General features: G+C 41.1%; 13 protein-coding genes. 11 read left to right on the forward strand and 2 right to left on the reverse strand.

Translation table 11 applies throughout. The features are described from left to right. Positions 1 to 8 precede the first annotated feature (8 nt). From KFO40_RS00230 to KFO40_RS00260, 7 genes are read left to right on the forward strand one after another with little or no spacing between them, the layout of a single operon-like run. Positions 9 to 1523, forward strand: coding sequence for a RagB/SusD family nutrient uptake outer membrane protein (locus tag KFO40_RS00230; RefSeq protein WP_015531968.1), 1515 nt, complete (start codon positions 9 to 11; stop codon positions 1521 to 1523). A gap of 43 nt (positions 1524 to 1566) precedes the next feature. After that, positions 1567 to 2325, forward strand: a complete 759-nt coding sequence (locus KFO40_RS00235) for a DUF4843 domain-containing protein (protein WP_128858643.1) — start codon at positions 1567 to 1569, stop codon at positions 2323 to 2325. Between the two features lie 17 nt (positions 2326 to 2342). After that, a complete protein-coding gene (locus tag KFO40_RS00240; RefSeq protein WP_004313742.1) occupies positions 2343 to 4055 on the forward strand; it encodes a PKD-like family lipoprotein in 1713 nt (570 codons plus the stop codon). A gap of 45 nt (positions 4056 to 4100) precedes the next feature. Continuing rightward, complete coding sequence (locus KFO40_RS00245) at positions 4101 to 6461, forward strand: S9 family peptidase (protein ID WP_211145943.1); 2361 nt, start codon at positions 4101 to 4103, stop codon at positions 6459 to 6461. Positions 6462 to 6479: 18 nt separating this feature from the next. Beyond that, complete coding sequence (locus KFO40_RS00250) at positions 6480 to 8834, forward strand: S9 family peptidase (protein WP_211145944.1); 2355 nt, start codon at positions 6480 to 6482, stop codon at positions 8832 to 8834. Continuing rightward, on the forward strand, positions 8818 to 11541 hold the full coding sequence (locus tag KFO40_RS00255) for a prolyl oligopeptidase family serine peptidase (protein ID WP_211145946.1): 2724 nt from the start codon (positions 8818 to 8820) through the stop codon (positions 11539 to 11541). The genes KFO40_RS00250 and KFO40_RS00255 overlap by 17 nt, the downstream gene beginning before the upstream one ends. Before the next feature lie 5 nt (positions 11542 to 11546). Beyond that, the gene (locus KFO40_RS00260; protein WP_008770469.1) at positions 11547 to 11963 is read left to right on the forward strand and encodes a lipocalin family protein; all 417 of its coding nucleotides are present in this window, start codon (positions 11547 to 11549) and stop codon (positions 11961 to 11963) included. Between the two features lie 168 nt (positions 11964 to 12131). On the opposite strand, the gene ybeY is transcribed toward KFO40_RS00260, so the two are convergent. Both ybeY and KFO40_RS00270 read right to left on the reverse strand, forming a co-directional pair. Beyond that, positions 12132 to 12551, reverse strand: coding sequence for an rRNA maturation RNase YbeY (gene ybeY, locus KFO40_RS00265; RefSeq protein WP_008770468.1), 420 nt, complete (start codon positions 12549 to 12551; stop codon positions 12132 to 12134). A gap of 16 nt (positions 12552 to 12567) precedes the next feature. Continuing rightward, a complete protein-coding gene (locus tag KFO40_RS00270) occupies positions 12568 to 13800 on the reverse strand; it encodes a nucleoside recognition domain-containing protein (RefSeq protein WP_055278528.1) in 1233 nt (410 codons plus the stop codon). Between the two features lie 127 nt (positions 13801 to 13927). Here KFO40_RS00270 and ruvB point away from each other — a divergent pair, with 127 nt between their 5' ends. The 4 genes from ruvB (at position 13928) to KFO40_RS00290 (ending at position 18683) form a co-directional block, all read left to right on the forward strand. Continuing rightward, positions 13928 to 14959, forward strand: a complete 1032-nt coding sequence (gene ruvB, locus KFO40_RS00275) for a Holliday junction branch migration DNA helicase RuvB (protein ID WP_004313748.1) — start codon at positions 13928 to 13930, stop codon at positions 14957 to 14959. 62 nt (positions 14960 to 15021) lie between these two features. Further along, on the forward strand, positions 15022 to 15798 hold the full coding sequence (locus KFO40_RS00280; protein ID WP_082436439.1) for a dienelactone hydrolase family protein: 777 nt from the start codon (positions 15022 to 15024) through the stop codon (positions 15796 to 15798). 30 nt (positions 15799 to 15828) lie between these two features. Next, positions 15829 to 17325, forward strand: a complete 1497-nt coding sequence (locus tag KFO40_RS00285) for a polysaccharide biosynthesis C-terminal domain-containing protein (RefSeq protein ID WP_211145947.1) — start codon at positions 15829 to 15831, stop codon at positions 17323 to 17325. 2 nt (positions 17326 to 17327) lie between these two features. Further along, on the forward strand, positions 17328 to 18683 hold the full coding sequence (locus KFO40_RS00290) for a TIGR00341 family protein (protein WP_211145948.1): 1356 nt from the start codon (positions 17328 to 17330) through the stop codon (positions 18681 to 18683). Positions 18684 to 18695 lie beyond the last annotated feature (12 nt).

The following is an 18695-nucleotide window of genomic DNA, read 5'->3' on the forward strand; positions in this document are numbered from 1 at the left end:
ATACCATTATGATACGAAAAATATATACTACGTTTGTTTCTTTTGCGTTTGTAGTCTTGACACTCTCTTCGTGTTCAGATTGGCTTGACCTTTATCCTTCTGATGAGATAAAGGAGGAATATTTGTTCTCTTCTGGTGATGGTTTCCGTACGGCAACGAACGGTATTTACCGGAAGATGGCTACTTTCAATTTGTATGGAAGTAACCTTACTTGGGGGATTATGGATGCCTGGGCACAGTCTTATTATATAGATCAAGCTCCAAGTATAGGTGGTGGAACAGCTATGAGAAATATGGCAGCGCTTCAGTTTAAAAATACAGAATTAGTCCCTGTCACAGATGCCATGTGGAATGCTGCTTGGAATGTGGTTGCTAATTGTAATGAATTGGCTCAACAGGCTGCCAAAGCTGACCCTAATCTCTTTAGTGGACTTGATGGTGAGCGGCAGATGATTTTGGGTGAGGCTATCGGATTGCGCGCATTTATACAATTTGATTTGCTTCGTATTTATGCTCCATCTCCTTCATCTGTTGGTTTCGGGAAAGATGACCGTACTTTTATTCCTTATGTTAATGTTTATCCTAGCTATGTTAACAACCATCAAACTGTTAGTTATTGTTTGGAACAGATTATTGCTGATTTGAAGGAAGCACAGCGCATTCTGAAGGAAGTGGATGCAACATCTAGTATGGGGGCGAACGCTAGATTCAATATCGAAACGGTTTCAGAGAGCCTGTTTGCAAAAAGCAGAGGCTATCGCCTGAATTATTATGCGGTAACGGCGGAGTTGGCTCGTGTTTTCTTGTATGCGGGAAAGAATGCAGAGGCTTATGCAGAAGCCAAGAAAATCATTGATGAAGAAAATAAAACCGGCTATTTCGAGGCTTCAACTAATTCGTCTGGCTTTAGGAATGGAAATATGAAGATGTATAATGATATTATTTTCGGGCTCTATTCTTCAAAGGAGTTGGTGGAATGGGATCAGGAAATAAATCATGGTTCCGATGGGGCCAGTGAGGAGAATTATTTGTGTCTTGATGGTGATGTTGCGAAAGAACTGTATGGGGATGAAATAAATAGCGACTGGCGGTTTAAGTATCAATTGGAAGAGAAGTATTATGGGTTTTATTATCGCACATTGAAGTATAACAAACAGACAGAGAGTACAAATGAAGGGAAAACAAATAATCGTATGCTCCCTATGATACGTATGTCTGAGGTGTATTACATTGCTGCTGAAGCGATTTTTGATACCAAACCCAAAGAAGCACGAGGCTATTTGGAATTGGTGAAAAAAGGAAGAGGGATATCAAAGAAGTTTGATAATGTGACAAATAAATCGGAGTTTATAGATTTGTTGGTAAATGATGCCCGTCGTGAATTTCTGGGTGAAGGGCAGATATTCTATATGTATAAACGGTTGAATAGATTGATCCCCGCCAGCTCTTATTATAGTAGTGATATTTTGCCGACTGATGAGAATGTGGTATTGCCGAAACCTGATTCGGAATCAAATATTTAAATATAAGGAATATTTTCATAATAACTATTTAGGAGAAATGAAAATGAAGATAAAATATGCTATATGGGGAGCGTTGATTTGTATTGCAGATCTGATGCTCGTTTCGTGTGAAGAGAAGGGATTGCTGGTCAACAGTAACGATACAGCCTATTTGAGATTTGCTAATGATATGACAAAAGACACGACTACAGTATCTTTTAAAATGTATAATGAGGGTGAGGATGCCGAAATACCGGTAGAAGTCTCTGTCTACGGGCAAATACAGGAAGATGATTTACATTTTAATGTAAGTGTAGATGCAGAATATACAACCTTGCCTGCCGACTTATATGTGCTGCCTACAGACTGTAGGATTAGAAAGGGATTGCTCACGGATACCATTTATGTGATACTGAAGAATGCCCCAATGCTGGAGAAAGAAACGAAAATATTGGCATTGCAGGTAGTGGAGGCAAACGGGGTGAAGCAAGGTGACCATTCATATTCTCGTGCTTTTATTACTGTTACCGATCGTTTGTTTAAACCTCACTGGTGGTCGGTGATTGATGCAGGATCAGAATCCAATCCGGGGAACTCGGTCGATTGGTTTTATCTAGGTGAATATTCGGAAAGGAAGTATCAGATGTTTTTGGACGAGTTGAAAAAAGATGATATGGTGTTCGATGGAAAGAACAAGCAAATATTACGTAAATATTCATTAAGACTGAAGAATACCCTGAAGCAGATGAACGAAGGAAAGAAAAAGGAAGATTGGGAGAAAGATGAGCATGGAAATGTGATTACTGTGGAAGTGGCAGGATAACTATAAAATTGCAAAGTATGAAAAAATTAGGAATATATGCAGTGATGGCTGTTTTTGTCGGAGTTATGTCCGGTTGTTTGGATGATGACAATAATTATAACTACAAGCAGATTAATGACTTACAAGGTGGTAATTTCAATATTGAGAATATCAATTCTGGATATAACTTGATAGAGGGAGACGAATTGGTATTGGCGCCTACATTTAAGTTTACGATAGACAGCATTACGCCCGACGTCAGCTACGAATGGTACATAGACAAACAGTTGCAGACAGGTGAAAGTGGTGCCACTTATACATTTAAAGCCGACAAAAGCGGTACGTATCAAGTGACATTTGCAGTGACCGACAATAAGTCGGGGGTCCAGTTCGGAAAATCTACGATTATTAAGGTGATGTCTATGTTTCAACGTGGATGGACTATTCTGTCGGATGAAGGCGGACGTTCTGTGCTTCATTTCATTGTACCTACAACACAACATTATCAGGTAACGTATAATGGGGAAACCTTTACTCGTGATTCATTGGTTTATCATATAGTGAAGCGTGATGTCGTTTCCAATTTGGGATCAAATCCGAAAGGATTGATGAATAACATTGGTTATATAGATTATAATCTTCAGTACGGTATTAGCGTATACGATGAATTGGTAGTGAAACAAGATCGCTGGGTGGAGCTTAATGGCAATACGCTGGAACGTGAAGTGTACACAGATGAAGAGTTCCGTGGGGATATTCCTGCTCATTTTTCTCCGATAGAAGCTGCTATGACTTATACGGCTAAGGCATTGTTGGATAAGAATGGACTAATTTATTGGGAAAAAAAGGCAGATGCGGCTGATTTTCATGCAGGTACCTATATGTCTATAGGATTAAATAATGAAACCCGATTCAGTCGCTTGTTCCAAGCCTATAAGTTTAATTACTATTATACGAATGTGATGCTTGCGTTGACAAAAGAAGATAATTCATTAGTGGGCATTTTGGATGTGGGTAATGTAGCTGGAAGTGAGAGTTCAGCTATCGGCGAAATGACTAGTTCTGAAAGTGGGAATATGTATAATATTGCCGATCCGAGTGGTGAAGATCACTTCTCAAATATAAAAAAGACAGTGGTAGATGCATTGCCAGCTCCATATGATGGAGGGAATGATTTTACAATGGCTTATCCTTTTTGGACGGTTTTGCTGAAAGATGAAGCTACATCAGTATATGAATTGCGTTATTTCGGGTTAGAGGCTGATAGCAGATCCGTTAGTTGTATGGATGGTTGGTATTATGAGGCTCCTTTAGGAGTTATCAATGATTATCGTGGTATGGCTAATTTTGGAAATAAACGTTATGTGGTTATTGCCAGCGGAAACCAGCTTTATTATTATCAATACGGATGGGATTCTTATGGAGATGTGGAATATAGAGGGAGTTTGATGCCATTGGGTGAGCCGTTGCCTGCTGCTGTCAAGACCTTGTCAGGTATGGATGTGACTACCAATTTACGTAAATATAAATATCCTTACAGCGGGCAATTAGGGGTTGCTTTGGAAGACGGAAGTTTTTATATATATAGTGTTGTAGAAACAAGACTAAAAGACGGTACGTGTACGGCGGTTTCTCTTAAACAGCAATTCCCGAATGAAACCACTTCAGAAGAAAATAAGAACTTTGGAGAAATTGTAGATGTCCTTTATAAATGGGGAAGTGGTGATGATTATATGTCATTTTCTTTCTAGAAGAATAGCTTTAAAAGTGATTCATATAGTAATAAAATAGCCATTATGGTATTAAAACGAGTTTTTATTGTCGGCAGCTTGTCTTTTATTTTTGCATTGCAAGGATGGGGACAAGCCTCTGGCAAGCATGATACAATACTAGCCAATTACGAGTTGGTACAGGAGTTTCAGGAATTTACCTTAGGAGGTAAATTATCTAATAATAGTCTATCGATTTATCCGCGGGAAATCAATGATACAGATAATTTCTGGTTTGATTTTCAAACGACAGCTGGTAAAGATTACTATTATGTGATGCCTGCTGCAGGAAAACGTGAACCTCTTTTTGACAAAAGTAAGATGGCTATGCAGTTAAGTGAATTCACCAAAGGCGTGGTGGATAAAAATAAACTGGACATTTCATCTATTACTTTTTCAAAAGATCAACGTTCATTTGAGTTCGATTATAAGGGTAAGCAGTATAGTTATAATCGTTTGACGGGTAAACTGACAATAGTTGAGAAGAAAGAAGAGAAGAAAGAATCATCAGACCCAAGCTATACTTGGATGAACTTTTCTCCTGACAAGAAATATATTTTGTATGCAAAGAATCATAATTTGTATGTGAAAGGAAATAAGTCACTGGGAGTAGATACAACTGAAGTGCAACTGACTACGGATGGTATGAAAGACTTTTCATATGCTCGTGAAGATGATTACGAACCTGCAGAAGACGGAGAAGTACCGACGCTAGCACGCTGGTGTCCGGATAATCGCCATGTATATGCAGTGCGTGATGATAACCGTTTATTACGAGATTTTTGGGTAATTAATTCAATAGAAGATTCACCGTCATTGGTCAAATATAAATATGAGTTCCCTGGTGATAAATATGTTACTCAAAATGATTTGACGATTATTGATATTGTAGAAAAAACGGCAAAGAAAGCGAAGGTGGACAAATGGAAAGACCAGTATGTAATGCCTCTTCATGTTACCTCAGATAGCAAATATTTGTTTTTTGAACGCACTAAACGTACTTGGGATGAAGTAGATGTATGCTCGGTTAATCTCTCAACTTTGGAAGTAAAGGAGATCATTCATGAAGAAGATAAACCGTATCGTGATCCTCATGCTCGTAATGTGGCAATCTTGAACGATGGTAAGGATATTTTATTCCGTTCGGAGCGTACTGGCTGGGGACATTATTATCATTATGATAGCGATGGAAACCTCAAGAATGTGATGACTTCTGGTGAATGGGTAACAGGCTACATTAATTCTATTGATACACTGAAACGCAAAGTTTATCTGTATGGATATGGAAGAGATAAGAAAGTAAATCCTTTCTATTATATGCTTTTCGAAGTTGATATTGACAAAGAAGGAGTTACTCCATTAAGTACAGAAGATGGGCAGCATAATGTGAATTTCTTGAAATCTCATAATTACTATATCGATACATATTCAAGAGTTGACATGGAGCCTAAAATCATGCTGAAAGATAGAAAAGGCAAAGTGATAATGGAGTTGGCAAAACCTGACTTGGACTTAGTCTATGCATCGGGTTGGAAAAAGCCGGAACGTTTTGTTGTAAAGGCAGCAGATAATATTACCGACTTATATGGAGTGATGTGGAAGCCGTCTGATTTTAATCCTGAAAAGAAATATCCGATTATTTCAGTCGTTTATCCTGGTCCTTATTTCGGCTTTGTACCTACAAACTTTACATTGGATGACAGCTATTGTACCCGTATGGCACAGCTAGGTTTTATTGTCATTACTGTAGGACATAGAGGGGATACTCCGATGCGTGGTAAAGCTTATCATCGCTACGGTTATGGCAATATGCGCGATTATCCCCTTGCAGATGATAAATATGCAATCGAACAGTTGGCTCAACGCCACTCGTTTATCAATGGCAAGAAAGTAGGTATATACGGGCACTCAGGTGGCGGATTTATGGCTGCAGCTGCTATATTCACTTATCCGGACTTTTATACGGCTGCCGTTTCCTGTTCCGGGAATCACGATAATAGTATCTATAATCGTGGTTGGGGCGAATGCTATAATGGCGTGAAAGAAGTTGAAAAGGTTGTGAAAGACAGCTTGGGCAACGAAACGAAAGAATATGAGTACAAATTCAGTGTGAAGTCTAATGCAGAGATTGCCAAGAATCTGAAAGGGCATCTGATGCTTGTGACGGGAGATATGGATAAGAATGTTAATCCTGCACACACTTATCGTGTAGCTCAAGCATTGATTGAAGCTGGCAAAGATTTCGATATGTTGGTAATACCCGGTGCAGGGCATGGATATGGCTCTGCAGATAAATATTTTGAGAAAAAGATGTATCGCTTCTTTGCTAAACACTTGCTGGGTGATAACCGGGCAGATTATTGGGGGGATATAAACTGTACCAAATAAGACAATAGACAAGATTTTATGAAAAACTCTCTTTTTAGATATCTGTGCTTGGCGGCTGTTGCATTAATATGCAACATGGCCAGCGCACAGCAAAAAGCAAATTATCAGTTGGCGGAGAAGTTTCGTTTACTGACACAGAATCCTATCATGAAGTATTCTACGGAAGTCAACCCTACGTTCATCAATGATACGGACTGCTTCTACTATTCTTTCACTACCCGTGAGGGAGAGAAATACTATTATGTGAATCCGAAGAAAAAGGAAAAACGTCTGTTGTTTGATACCCCCGAACTCTTGAGTAAGATTGCAGTATATACCAAAAAAGCTTACTCTGCTGCAGATCCTCATCTGTCTTTCACTTTCATGAAAGATAATGAGACAATTCGTCTCGACTTCGACCGTGGGCTATATACCTATAACATTCGTACGAAAGTGTTGAAGAAACTCGATGAAAAGCCTATTTATAAAGACGGTGATCCATACTGGAAGAAATATTCTCCGGATAGCTTGTATATGTTGTATGCCAGTAAAGACAACCTGTATTTTGTCGGAAATCCGAAAAAGGGACAGGATACAATACCTGTACAGTTGACAACAGACGGGGGACCGGACTATACATTCAATCGTGAGGATGAAGGAAAGATGGAGGGACGTTTCGGGGCTGAATCAGCTCATTGGCTTCCGGGTACTCATCGTTTTTATGCTGTTCGTGAGGACAATCGGAAAGTGCGCGATCTGTGGTTAATCAATTCATTGTCAAAGTTTCCTGAATTAACGACTTATAAAGCCGAGTTGGCAGGAGATAAAGACGTGACACAATATGAACTTTTACTTGGCGACGTAGATAAAAGGGAAGTGAAGAAAGTAGATATCAATCGTTGGCCTGATCAGTATATCGATGTACTGTATACAACAAATGATGGTAAACGTCTCTATTTTCAACGTTATAACCGCTCTTGGAATCAATCAGATATTTGTGAGGTGGATGTCGAAACTGGACAGGTACGCGTCGTAATTCATGAAGAGAATAAGCCGTACCTTGATTATCAGATGCGTAGCGTGTCTTTCCTGAAAGATGGAAAAGAAATATTATTTCGTTCGGAACGGAACGGGTGGGGACACTACTATCTGTATGATACTGCTACCGGAAACCTGAAAAATCAGGTGACAGACGGAACTTGGGTGGCTGGTCCGATTGCAAAGATTGATACTGTCGGTCGAAAATTTTATTTTTATGGTTATGGTCGTGAGAAAAGCATCGACCCTTATTATTATATCCTTTATGAAGCTAAACTGGATCAACTGAATGATATTCGTTTGTTGACACCCGAAAACGCATCACATGAAGCTAGAATTTCTCCCTCTAACCATTATATTGTAGATTCCTACTCCACAGTTTCACAAGAACCTGTCAATGTCGTTCGCAACTCACGTGGAAAGGTGGTTATGAAACTGGAAAAACCGGACTTGCAACCTGTTTATGAGATGGGATGGAAAGCTCCGGAGCGTTTTAGGGTGAAAGCGGCTGATGGTGTGACTGATCTTTATGGCGTGATGTGGAAACCTGCAGATTTTGACTCGACGAAGGTTTATCCCATTATTTCGAACGTCTATCCGGGACCTTTTTTTGAATATGTGCCGACACGCTTTACTGTGAATGATGTATATAATACCCGTCTGGCACAACTGGGATTCATTGTTATTACTGTAGGTCATAGAGGTGGTACTCCGATGCGTGGAAAAGCATATCATACATATGGATACAACAATATGCGTGACTATCCATTGGCAGATGATAAGTATGCTATTGAGCAACTGGCTGCCCGTTATCCTTTCATTGATGGTACAAAAGTCGGTATTTATGGTCATTCCGGAGGAGGATTCATGTCGGCTGCAGCTATATGTACTTATCCCGACTTCTATTCAGCTGCTGTCTCTTCGGCGGGTAACCATGATAACAGAATCTATAATAAGGGCTTTGTGGAAATTCACTTTGGCGTAGATGAAAAGGTGAAAACAGGGAAAGATAGTTTGGGAGTGGAGCATACGACTTATGATTACAGTGTTCGTGTACGCCCTAATCAGGAACTAGCCAAGAATTACAAGCATGGCTTGTTGTTATTTACTGGTGCGGTCGATAATACCGTAAATCCGGCGAATACATTACGTTTGATACATGCATTGATTAAAGCAGACAAAGATTTTGATATGTTTGTACTACCGAAATGCACTCATGGATTCTTTGGTGAATCAGAAGTATTCTTTGAACATAAAATGTGGCGCCATTTCGCACGTTTACTATTGAACGATCATTCGGCGGATGCAGATATTGATCTGAATAAATATATGATAGAAGATGAAAGGAGAAGATAAAATGAACAGGACAATAATAAGAATCGGAATAGCAGTAGGACTTTTGATCGGATTTGGTCAGAATATTAAGGCACAAACACCGAAGAAGCCGATTGATATTGACGCGTGTATGTCATGGATGCGTGTAGAGTCGCCTGATATTTCTCCGACAGGGCGATGGGTGACTTATCGTATAACTCCTATGGAATATAATCCCGAGTACAAAGACGGAAAGATCTTGCACCTGTTTGACTCACGCACCCGTAAGGAGATTCTGTTGGAGGATGTAGAAAATATTGAGTTTTATAATTCAGATCAAGCTGCATATTATCAAGTGTCCGATTCTACTGGGAATGCGAAAACAATCCTGTTAGAACTGCCTTCAGGCACAAAGACCGAGTGGACTTATAAGGAAGCTTTCCGACCAGCAAAAGGAATTCCTTACTCAATTTCTGTAACAAATGTGCCGAAGGATACCATCAATCATGTTCCATCTTTCGACCGCTTGATAGTTCGTCATCTAAAAAACGGCACTTCCTTTCAAATTGACAGTATTGGTTATTATACCTTGTACAACGAAGGACGATCTATCATCTTTGTACGTAAACAAGCGAAAGGTAACGCATTGTGTTATGGTCCATTAACCGGACCCTATCAGACTATTTATCAGAGTTCCGTAAAGAAAGAACCAGTTTCTTTCAACTTGAATGCAAAACAGATGATAGGAGGGTTCAGTATTAAAGATTCACTATGGTACAACTTTTCCTTAAAGAAGAACACCTGTGATTTGGTCTTTGACCGAAAAGAGATAGTTCTTCCTGCAAGGATGGAACTTGTCCGGGCTAGTCTGTCAAGTAGCCAGAAGTTTCTGACAATGGAACTCAGACCTTATCAGGAGAAAGTAAATAAAGATAAGAAAGAAGAGGAAATAAAGCCGGATAAGAGTTTTGAACTGGAGTTGTGGACCTGGGATGAATATGAAGTACCTACTTTGCAGACTCGTAGCCGTTATTCCCATCCTCAATATTCGAAATATATCTATGACATTACTTCCCAAAAATTGACGGAAGTAGCTCCTGGACATGCTGATTTGTTGGAGCCGGACCGTGCGGAAGAGATTCATTATGTGCTTTATACGGACGAAACGCCTTATCGTTCGCAGAAAGACTGGCTTAATGAAATGCCGTTTGACATCTATTCTGTGAATGTACATACGGGAGAAAAGCAATTGGTAGGACGTAGCTACCGGACAAGACCGAGGTGGTCGGTGAACGGCAAATGGGCTGTGATGTATGATCCTGTTGCACAGGTATGGAATAAGTTTGACGGAAAAACGGGTGAGGTTACCGATATTTCAACAGCTATTGGGTATCCGATATTCGAGGAAACTTATGACAAACCAAATCCTGCACCTGCTTATGGTATTGCTGGTTGGACTGCTGATGGTAATAATGTGTTGATTTATGATGCTTATGACTGGTGGAAGATCGATTTGACCGGAGAACGTCAGCCGGAATGTATCACTAAGGGGTATGGTCGCAAAAATCAGAGATCTATCCGTAAAATGACCAGCAATATTGACAAAGAAGTATTCAATCCGGACGAGACGATTATAGTTAGTGTATGGGATGAAAACACAATGGATGAAGGTATTTATTCACTTGACATGAAAGGTCGCTTGAAGAAGCTCGCAGAAGGTCCTTACATCTATTCAATTCATCGTTTTTCTGACAATCAGAAGTATTGTATTTGGAATCGTCAGAATATATCAGAATTCCGTGATCTGTGGTGGAGTAAATCGGATTTCTCTGATCCGATTCGTATAACGAACGCTAATCCTCAACAAAGCGAATACAAATGGGGTACTGCAAAGTTAGTGGAATGGACTAATTATGAGAATAAGCCTAACAAGGGAATACTTTACTTGCCGGAAGATTATGACGCTAAGAAAGAATATCCCGTTCTGGTACAGTTCTATGAAACACATTCCGGAGGACTGAACACTTATCACGCTCCTATGTTGAGTAGCGCAATGGCGGATGTGATGTACTTTGTAAGTAATGGGTACATTGTATTTATGCCGGATGTGCATTTCACCATAGGAACACCGGGACAGAGTAGTTATGATGCAGTAGTAAGCGGAACGAAATACTTGATAGAGCAGGGGATAGCGCATCCGGGAAAAATAGGTCTTCAGGGACATAGTTGGTCAGGTTTCCAAGCTAGTTATCTGGTGACGAAGACGGATATATTCGCTTGTGCTAATATCGGGGCTCCTATTACTGATATGGTAACCGGTTATTTGGGTATTCGTGGTGGAAGCGGTTTGCCGCGTTATTTCATGTATGAAGAATGGCAAAGCCGTATGGGAAAGAGTTTATGGGAAGCCAAAGATAAGTATTTGGCAAGCTCTGCTATCGTGGAAGCGGATAAAATACATACTCCATTATTAATTTGGCATAATGATAAGGATGAGGCTGTTGCCTACGAACAAGGTCGTGCACTTTATTTAGCTATGCGTCGTTTACAACGTCCGGCATGGCATCTTAATTACAAAGGTGAAGGGCATTTTCTTGGTAATCAGGCTGCACAGAAAGACTGGACTATCCGGATGAAACAGTTCTTTGATTATTATCTGAAAGGAACAAAAGAACCGCGTTGGATGAAAGAGGGTATTCATTTGCGAGAACGTGGAATTGATCAGAAATATGATTTACTAGAAAAATAAATAAAATGAAGAAACTATTAATGACAGTTATGGTTCTGTCTTGCTTTGCATTCAGCAGCTATGGACAGAAAGTGGAGAAACAAATTATTGGTAAATGGTGTAATCCTTATACCTATGAATCTACAGGGGAACTCAAAGGGTTTGAGTTTAAAAAAGGCGGTAAATGTTCTGCTATCAATGTACCGTCTTTAGATCTTAGAACATGGAAGATCGACAACGGCTATTTGATTATAGAAGGATTTAGTAAAGAAGACAACGGAAAAGTAGAAGTGTATAAAACACGTGAACGTATTGGTTATGTAACATCAGATTCATTGGAATTGGTTGTTCAGGAAGCACAGCCGCGGTTGGCCTTTCTGTATCTGAATATGAAATCAATCAAGAAATTGGTTACTCCAGAAGTAACCCCTGATAAGAAGTAATAAATCTCTCTCTTAAATAATTTAGTGTTTAAATTAGCATTACGTTGCTAATGAAAACGCCTCGTCGTAGTGATTACGATGAGGCGTCTTCGTTTTACAGTATTTATACAGTATAGTATGTTTGAATAAATCGCTTGTTTATTGAAATCGTTTGCTGTTGAGGCTTGTTTACACTTTTCGTATAGATAATGCTTTGTTTTCAGCACCTTCCATAATCTCCCGCTCCCCGGGACCTTTATCGTTGATGCCGCACAAGTGAAGAATTCCGTGGATAATCACACGATGTAGTTCGTCTTCGTATGAGGTGCCAAACTGCTCCGCATTCGTATGTATCGTATCCAGACTGATGAATAAGTCACCTGATAGACGATCGCCTTCACAATAATCGAAAGTAATAATGTCCGTGTAGTAGTCATGTTGCAGATACTGACGGTTTACCTCCAGAATCTTTTCGTCCGAGCAGAAGATATAAGCGATTTCACCGAGTCTTTTCCCGTAAGAAGCAGCTACGGCCTTTATCCATTCCGTAGTCTCACGTTTCTTGATATCAGGCATTTTTACGCCTTCTGTTTGATAAGTTACAGCCATAATTGAATGTTATGATTTAAAAGAAAAATAAATAACTGATTAAGATAGCGGCTATGATACCCGAGAAGTCTGCTATCAGACCGCAAGTCACCGCATTACGAGTCTTGGTGATCCCCACACTGCCGAAATAAACGGCCAGAATGTAGAATGTGGTGTCCGAAGCTCCGCGAACGACACAACTCATACGTCCTACAAACGAATCCGGTCCCAGTTCTTTCATCGTATCGATCATCAATCCGTTTGCACCGCTACCGCTAAGCGATTTCATCAATGCGGTAGGCAGCGCTCCTACAAAGCTCGTGTCCACTCCGCATAAGCCTACTATATAGCCGATGCCTCCCACCAGAAAATCCATTGCTCCCGAAGTGCGGAACACTGCAATTCCTACAAGGAAAGCAACCAGATAAGGAATGATGCGTACAGCCGTCGTAAACCCTTCTTTAGCTCCCTCCACAAACGAATCGTATACATTGATTTTCTTTCTGACTCCCGTCAAAATAAACAGAATGATGACACTGAACAGCAGAATATTCGCTATCAATGTAGAATAAGTACCCATATCTTCCCGCGAGACACTTAGAAACAGATAAATCAAGCCGGAAAAGAAAAGGCAGATAACGCCCATTAAAATGAGAATAGGCTTATTGATTAAGTTTATCTTTTGAGCGATACTGACTGCTATGACTCCTACTAGAGTTGAAATGAAAGTACTTAGCAGAATAGGGATAAATACATCTGTAGGCTGTGCAGCCCCCATTTGTGCACGATATACCATGATACTGATCGGAATGATGATAAGGCCGGATGTATTAATCACCAAAAACATAATCATCGGATTGGAAGCAGTGTCCTTTTTCGGATTCAGTTCCTGCAGCTCTTTCATCGCTTTCAGTCCCAATGGGGTGGCCGCATTGTCGAGGCCAAGCATATTGGCAGACATATTCATGAAGATGGACCCTAACACCGGATGTCCTTTAGGAATATCTGGAAACAGTCGGCAAAGCACCGGACTAAGAAAGCGAGCCAGTGCATTAATCAATCCGCTGTTCTCGCCGATTTTCATGATACCCAACCAAAGGGCCAGTACACCCGTAAGCCCTAGAGAAATTTCGAAAGCTGTCTTTGAAGAATCGAATGTAGCGTTCATGATAGCCGTAAATATCTCCGTATCTCCCAGAAAAATCACTTTTACAAGGGCGATGATAAAGGCGACGACAAAGAATCCTATCCAAATGTAATTTAGAACCATAGTTGATAGCGTGTATATAGATAGTGCAAAAGTAGTTATTACGTTTCAAATAAACTAAATCTTCGTCTTTCTTATACTGAAAATGAATGTAAATCTCTATCTTTGTCTCCTACTTTTCAAGAAATAAATGGAACAGGAAGATTTTAACATACGCGAACATCAGCTTACTTCAAAAGAACGGGATTTCGAGAATGCACTCCGTCCGTTAAGCTTTGAAGACTTTAGCGGCCAGGACAAGGTGGTGGAAAACCTTCGCATTTTTGTGAAGGCGGCACGTCTGCGCGGCGAAGCACTCGACCATGTGCTGTTGCATGGCCCTCCCGGATTAGGAAAAACAACTCTTTCAAATATTATCGCCAACGAATTGGGAGTCGGCTTTAAAGTAACTTCCGGTCCGGTGCTAGATAAACCGGGTGACTTGGCAGGTGTATTGACCAGCCTCGAACCGAACGACGTGCTTTTTATTGATGAAATTCATCGTCTGTCGCCCGTAGTGGAAGAATATCTTTATTCGGCCATGGAAGATTACCGCATCGATATTATGATTGATAAGGGACCTTCGGCACGCAGCATCCAGATCGATTTGAATCCTTTCACGCTGGTTGGTGCAACCACGCGTAGCGGTCTGCTGACGGCTCCGCTTCGTGCACGTTTCGGTATTAACCTTCATTTGGAGTATTATGATGATGATATTTTGAGCAATATCATCCGTCGTTCTGCGTCCATACTGGATGTGCCTTGCTCGGTACGTGCAGCATCGGAGATTGCTTCCCGCAGCCGTGGGACGCCCCGTATTGCCAATGCTTTGCTTCGCCGGGTACGTGACTTCGCACAGGTGAAAGGCACCGGCTCTATCGATACGGAGATTGCCCAGTTTGCGCTGGAGGCATTGAATATCGACAAGTACGGACTGGATGAGATAGACAACAAGATACTTTGTACCATTATAGACAAGTTTAAAGGCGGCCCTGTCGGTATAACGACCATTGCTACGGCTTTAGGAGAAGATGCGGGAACCATTGAGGAGGTTTACGAACCTTTCCTGATAAAAGAAGGATTCATGAAACGTACTCCCCGCGGACGTGAAGTGACCGAACTTGCCTATAAGCATTTGGGAAGAAGTCTTTATAATAGTCAGAAAACACTGTTTAATGACTAACATAAAGCGTCATGTGACAAGTGGTATTAACGGTATAAAAGAACTTTATAAAGCATAGTTGGATGATGAAGCAATGGATTACTTTATTTGTTTTTCTCTTTTTGAGCCTTTCTTTATCGGCTCAACAGGGATATGGGAGAGACATTTTTGTTTCTTCTAAAGGAGATTCCTTACCTTACCGGATGATTCACCCCGAATCGGTGAAACCGGGTGAGAAGTACCCCCTCGTGCTGTTCTTGCATGGAGCCGGCGAACGGGGAAATGATAATGAGAAGCAATTGACTCATGGCGGACAGATGTTTCTTAATCCGGTCAATCAAGAAAAGTATCCTGCTTTTGTGCTGATTCCGCAGTGTCCGACAGACGGTTACTGGGCTTATACGGAACGTCCGAAGTCTTTTATACCTGCTGAAATGCCGGTAGGACAGGAGATCAGTCCTATATTGCAGACACTCAAACAGTTGCTTGATTCCTATCTGGTGATGCCCGAAGTGGACACGCAACGGGTTTATATTATCGGCCTTTCAATGGGAGCGATGGGAACGTATGATTTAGTAATACGCTACCCGGAAATATTTGCTGCTGCAATTCCTATCTGCGGTATAGTCAATCCAAGCCGGTTGTCGGCTGCCAAAGATGTGAAGTTCCGTATCTTTCATGGAGATGCGGATGATGTAGTTCCGGTGAAAGGTTCTCGCGAAGCATATAAAGCACTGAAAGCTGCCGGTGCAGATGTGGAATATATTGAATTTCCCGGTTGTAATCATGGAAGCTGGAATCCGGCTTTCAATTATCCCGGATTTATGGATTGGTTGTTTAAACAAAAGAAGAAACGTTGAACCAATCTGAATGATAATCACTAATAAAACATGGCTGGACTAAAATCATTAGCTAAAGATACTGCGATTTATGGGTTAAGTAGTATTGTCGGACGATTCCTTAACTACATGCTGGTACCCTTGTATACAGCTGTATTACCGGCTTCCACCGGAGGTTACGGAGTCGTATCGAACGTGTATGCGTTTACAGCCCTGATGCTCGTACTGCTTACGTTCGGTATGGAAACGGGATTCTTCCGTTTCGCCAATAAATCGGGAGAAGACCCGATGAAAGTATATGCCAACTCCCTATTGTCAGTAGGAGGCGTATCTTTGATTTTCGTTCTCCTTTGTCTGTTATTCCTGCAACCGATTTCCAATTTGCTGGATTATGGCGATCATCCGGAATTTATAGCGATGATGGCTGTTGTGGTAGCTTTAGACTCTTTTCAATGCATCCCTTTTGCCTATTTGCGATATAAAAAACGCCCTGTCAAGTTTGCAGCTATCAAACTGCTTTCTATCATTGGCGGCATCGGTTTGAATCTGTTTTTCCTGTTGGTGTGTCCGTGGCTGAATGTACATTGTCCGGCAACCATCTCTTGGTTTTATGATCCGGACTATCTGGTGGGATATATCTTCATCAGCAACCTGATTATTTCGGTTGTCCAAATGTTCTTCTTTATCCCGGAACTGACAGGATTTGCTTATAAGTTGGACCGGGTGTTGCTGAAGCGAATGGTAGTATACTCTTTTCCGGTATTAATCTTAGGTTTGGTAGGTATTCTGAATCAGACTGTTGACAAGATGATCTATCCGTTTCTCTTTGAAGATCGACAGGAAGGGTTGGTACAACTGGGTATCTATGCGGCAACCAGCAAAATAGCGATGGTGATGGCCATGTTTACACAGGCTTTCCGTTACGCTTACGAACCGTTTGTATTTGGTAAAGACCGCGAAGGAGATAACCGAAAAATGTATGCGGCTGCGATGAAATATTTTCTTATCTTTTCATTGTTGGCTTTCCTTGCTGTAATGTTCTACCTCGATTTGCTGCGTTATCTTGTAGCAAAAGGTTACTGGGAAGGTCTTGGAGTGGTAGCTATTGTGATGCTTGCAGAAATCTGTAAAGGGATTTATTTCAATCTTTCCTTTTGGTATAAACTGACGGATAAGACCTATTGGGGAGCTTACTTCTCGGTGATCGGCTGTGTCATTATTGTTGTATTGAACATATTATTTGTGCCGGTTTACGGCTATCTTGCTTCGGCATGGGCTTCTGTTGCAGGCTATGCGGTAATTTTGCTGTTATCCTACTGGATAGGACAGAAAGAATACCCGATTCGTTATGATTTGAAAAGCCTCGGACTTTATGTTCTGCTGGCAGCGGTACTTTACGTTATTGGAGAACAGGTGCCTATCCCTAATCTGGTGCTCCGTCTCGCTTTCCGTACCGTACTTTTATTGCTATTTATAGCTTATATTGTCAAGAAGGATTTACCATTGAGTCAGATTCCTGTTATTAATCGCTTTATAAAGAAGAAATAACTATGAAGACAGATGAACGTAATAAGTTTGCTATCAAGTCCTTTCTGGGAGAATATCTGGACTTGAAAAAAGACAAGGATAACGAACTGGCCACCGTGGATTCTATCCGTAAAGGTGTAGAGTTCAAAGGTGCCAATTTATGGATTCTGATTTTTGCCATCTTTATGGCATCACTCGGATTGAATGTAAACTCTACCGCAGTAATTATCGGTGCCATGTTGATTTCTCCGCTGATGGGGCCTATTATGGGAGTAGGACTCTCTGTCGGACTGAACGATTTCGAATTAATGAAACGCTCTTTAAAGAGCTTTCTCATAACGACCGCTTTCAGTGTGACGACGGCCACTATCTTCTTCCTTCTTGCCCCTATTGCCGGTTCACAGTCAGAGCTGCTGGCACGTACATCGCCCACTATTTATGATGTATTCATCGCGCTTTTTGGTGGTTTGGCAGGCGTGGTGGCTCTCTCTACCAAGGAAAAAGGAAATGTGATTCCGGGCGTTGCCATTGCTACTGCATTGATGCCACCACTTTGTACGGCCGGTTACGGACTGGCTTCTGGTAATCTTATTTATTTCCTGGGTGCTTTTTATCTTTACTTCATCAATTCTGTTTTTATCAGTCTGGCCACTTTCCTCGGAGTTCGTGTGATGCATTTCCAACGAAAAGAGTTTGTAGATAAAACCCGTGAGAAGACCGTACGTAAATACATCGTTTTGATTGTGGTGCTTACCATGTGCCCTGCGGTTTATCTGACATTTGGAATTATAAAAAGCACCTTCTATGAGGCGGCAGCCAATCGTTTTATTAGCGATCAGTTGAGCTTTGAAAATACACAGGTGCTTGATAAAAAGATCAGCTATGAGCATAAAGAAGTGCGGGTTGTTTTGATTGGTCCTGAAGTGCCCGATGCTTCGATTTCTATTGCCCGTAGCAAGATGAAAGAATATAAGTTGGAAGATACGAAGCTGGTTGTATTGCAGGGGATGAATAATGAAGCGGTAGATGTGACTTCTATCCGTGCCATGGTCATGGAAGACTTCTACAAAAACAGCGAGCAGCGACTTCAGCAACAGGCAGTGAAGATTTCCCAACTGGAGACAACGCTGGAACAATACAGAACGTATGACGCAATGAGTCGTACATTAGTGCCCGAACTGAAAGTGCTTTACCCTTCCATCACTACGCTCTCCATCGCTCATTCGCTCGAAGTACGGGTTGACTCGATGAAGACCGATACGGTAACATTGGCTGTTTTGAAATTCGACAGACATCCGTCTGTTGCCGAGAAACAGAAAATCAGCGAATGGCTGAAAGCCCGTGTAGGAGCGAAGAAGTTGAGGCTGATTACCGAATAATGAATCTAAAAA

Source organism: Bacteroides sp. 1001302B_160321_D4 (assembly GCF_015667765.1).
GTDB classification, from domain to species: Bacteria; Bacteroidota; Bacteroidia; order Bacteroidales; family Bacteroidaceae; genus Bacteroides; species Bacteroides xylanisolvens.

Excerpts from the sequence above, each read along its gene's own strand:
- KFO40_RS00230 (WP_015531968.1), top strand. The coding sequence starts at position 9 with ATGATACGAAAAATATATACTACGTTTGTTTCTTTTGCGTTTGTAGTC.
- KFO40_RS00235 (WP_128858643.1), top strand. The coding sequence starts at position 1,567 with ATGAAGATAAAATATGCTATATGGGGAGCGTTGATTTGTATTGCAGAT.
- KFO40_RS00240 (WP_004313742.1), top strand. The coding sequence starts at position 2,343 with ATGAAAAAATTAGGAATATATGCAGTGATGGCTGTTTTTGTCGGAGTT.
- KFO40_RS00245 (WP_211145943.1), top strand. The coding sequence starts at position 4,101 with ATGGTATTAAAACGAGTTTTTATTGTCGGCAGCTTGTCTTTTATTTTT.
- KFO40_RS00250 (WP_211145944.1), top strand. The coding sequence starts at position 6,480 with ATGAAAAACTCTCTTTTTAGATATCTGTGCTTGGCGGCTGTTGCATTA.
- KFO40_RS00255 (WP_211145946.1), top strand. The coding sequence starts at position 8,818 with ATGAAAGGAGAAGATAAAATGAACAGGACAATAATAAGAATCGGAATA.
- KFO40_RS00260 (WP_008770469.1), top strand. The coding sequence starts at position 11,547 with ATGAAGAAACTATTAATGACAGTTATGGTTCTGTCTTGCTTTGCATTC.
- ybeY (WP_008770468.1), bottom strand. The coding sequence starts at position 12,551 with ATGGCTGTAACTTATCAAACAGAAGGCGTAAAAATGCCTGATATCAAG.
- KFO40_RS00270 (WP_055278528.1), bottom strand. The coding sequence starts at position 13,800 with ATGGTTCTAAATTACATTTGGATAGGATTCTTTGTCGTCGCCTTTATC.
- ruvB (WP_004313748.1), top strand. The coding sequence starts at position 13,928 with ATGGAACAGGAAGATTTTAACATACGCGAACATCAGCTTACTTCAAAA.
- KFO40_RS00280 (WP_082436439.1), top strand. The coding sequence starts at position 15,022 with ATGATGAAGCAATGGATTACTTTATTTGTTTTTCTCTTTTTGAGCCTT.
- KFO40_RS00285 (WP_211145947.1), top strand. The coding sequence starts at position 15,829 with ATGGCTGGACTAAAATCATTAGCTAAAGATACTGCGATTTATGGGTTA.
- KFO40_RS00290 (WP_211145948.1), top strand. The coding sequence starts at position 17,328 with ATGAAGACAGATGAACGTAATAAGTTTGCTATCAAGTCCTTTCTGGGA.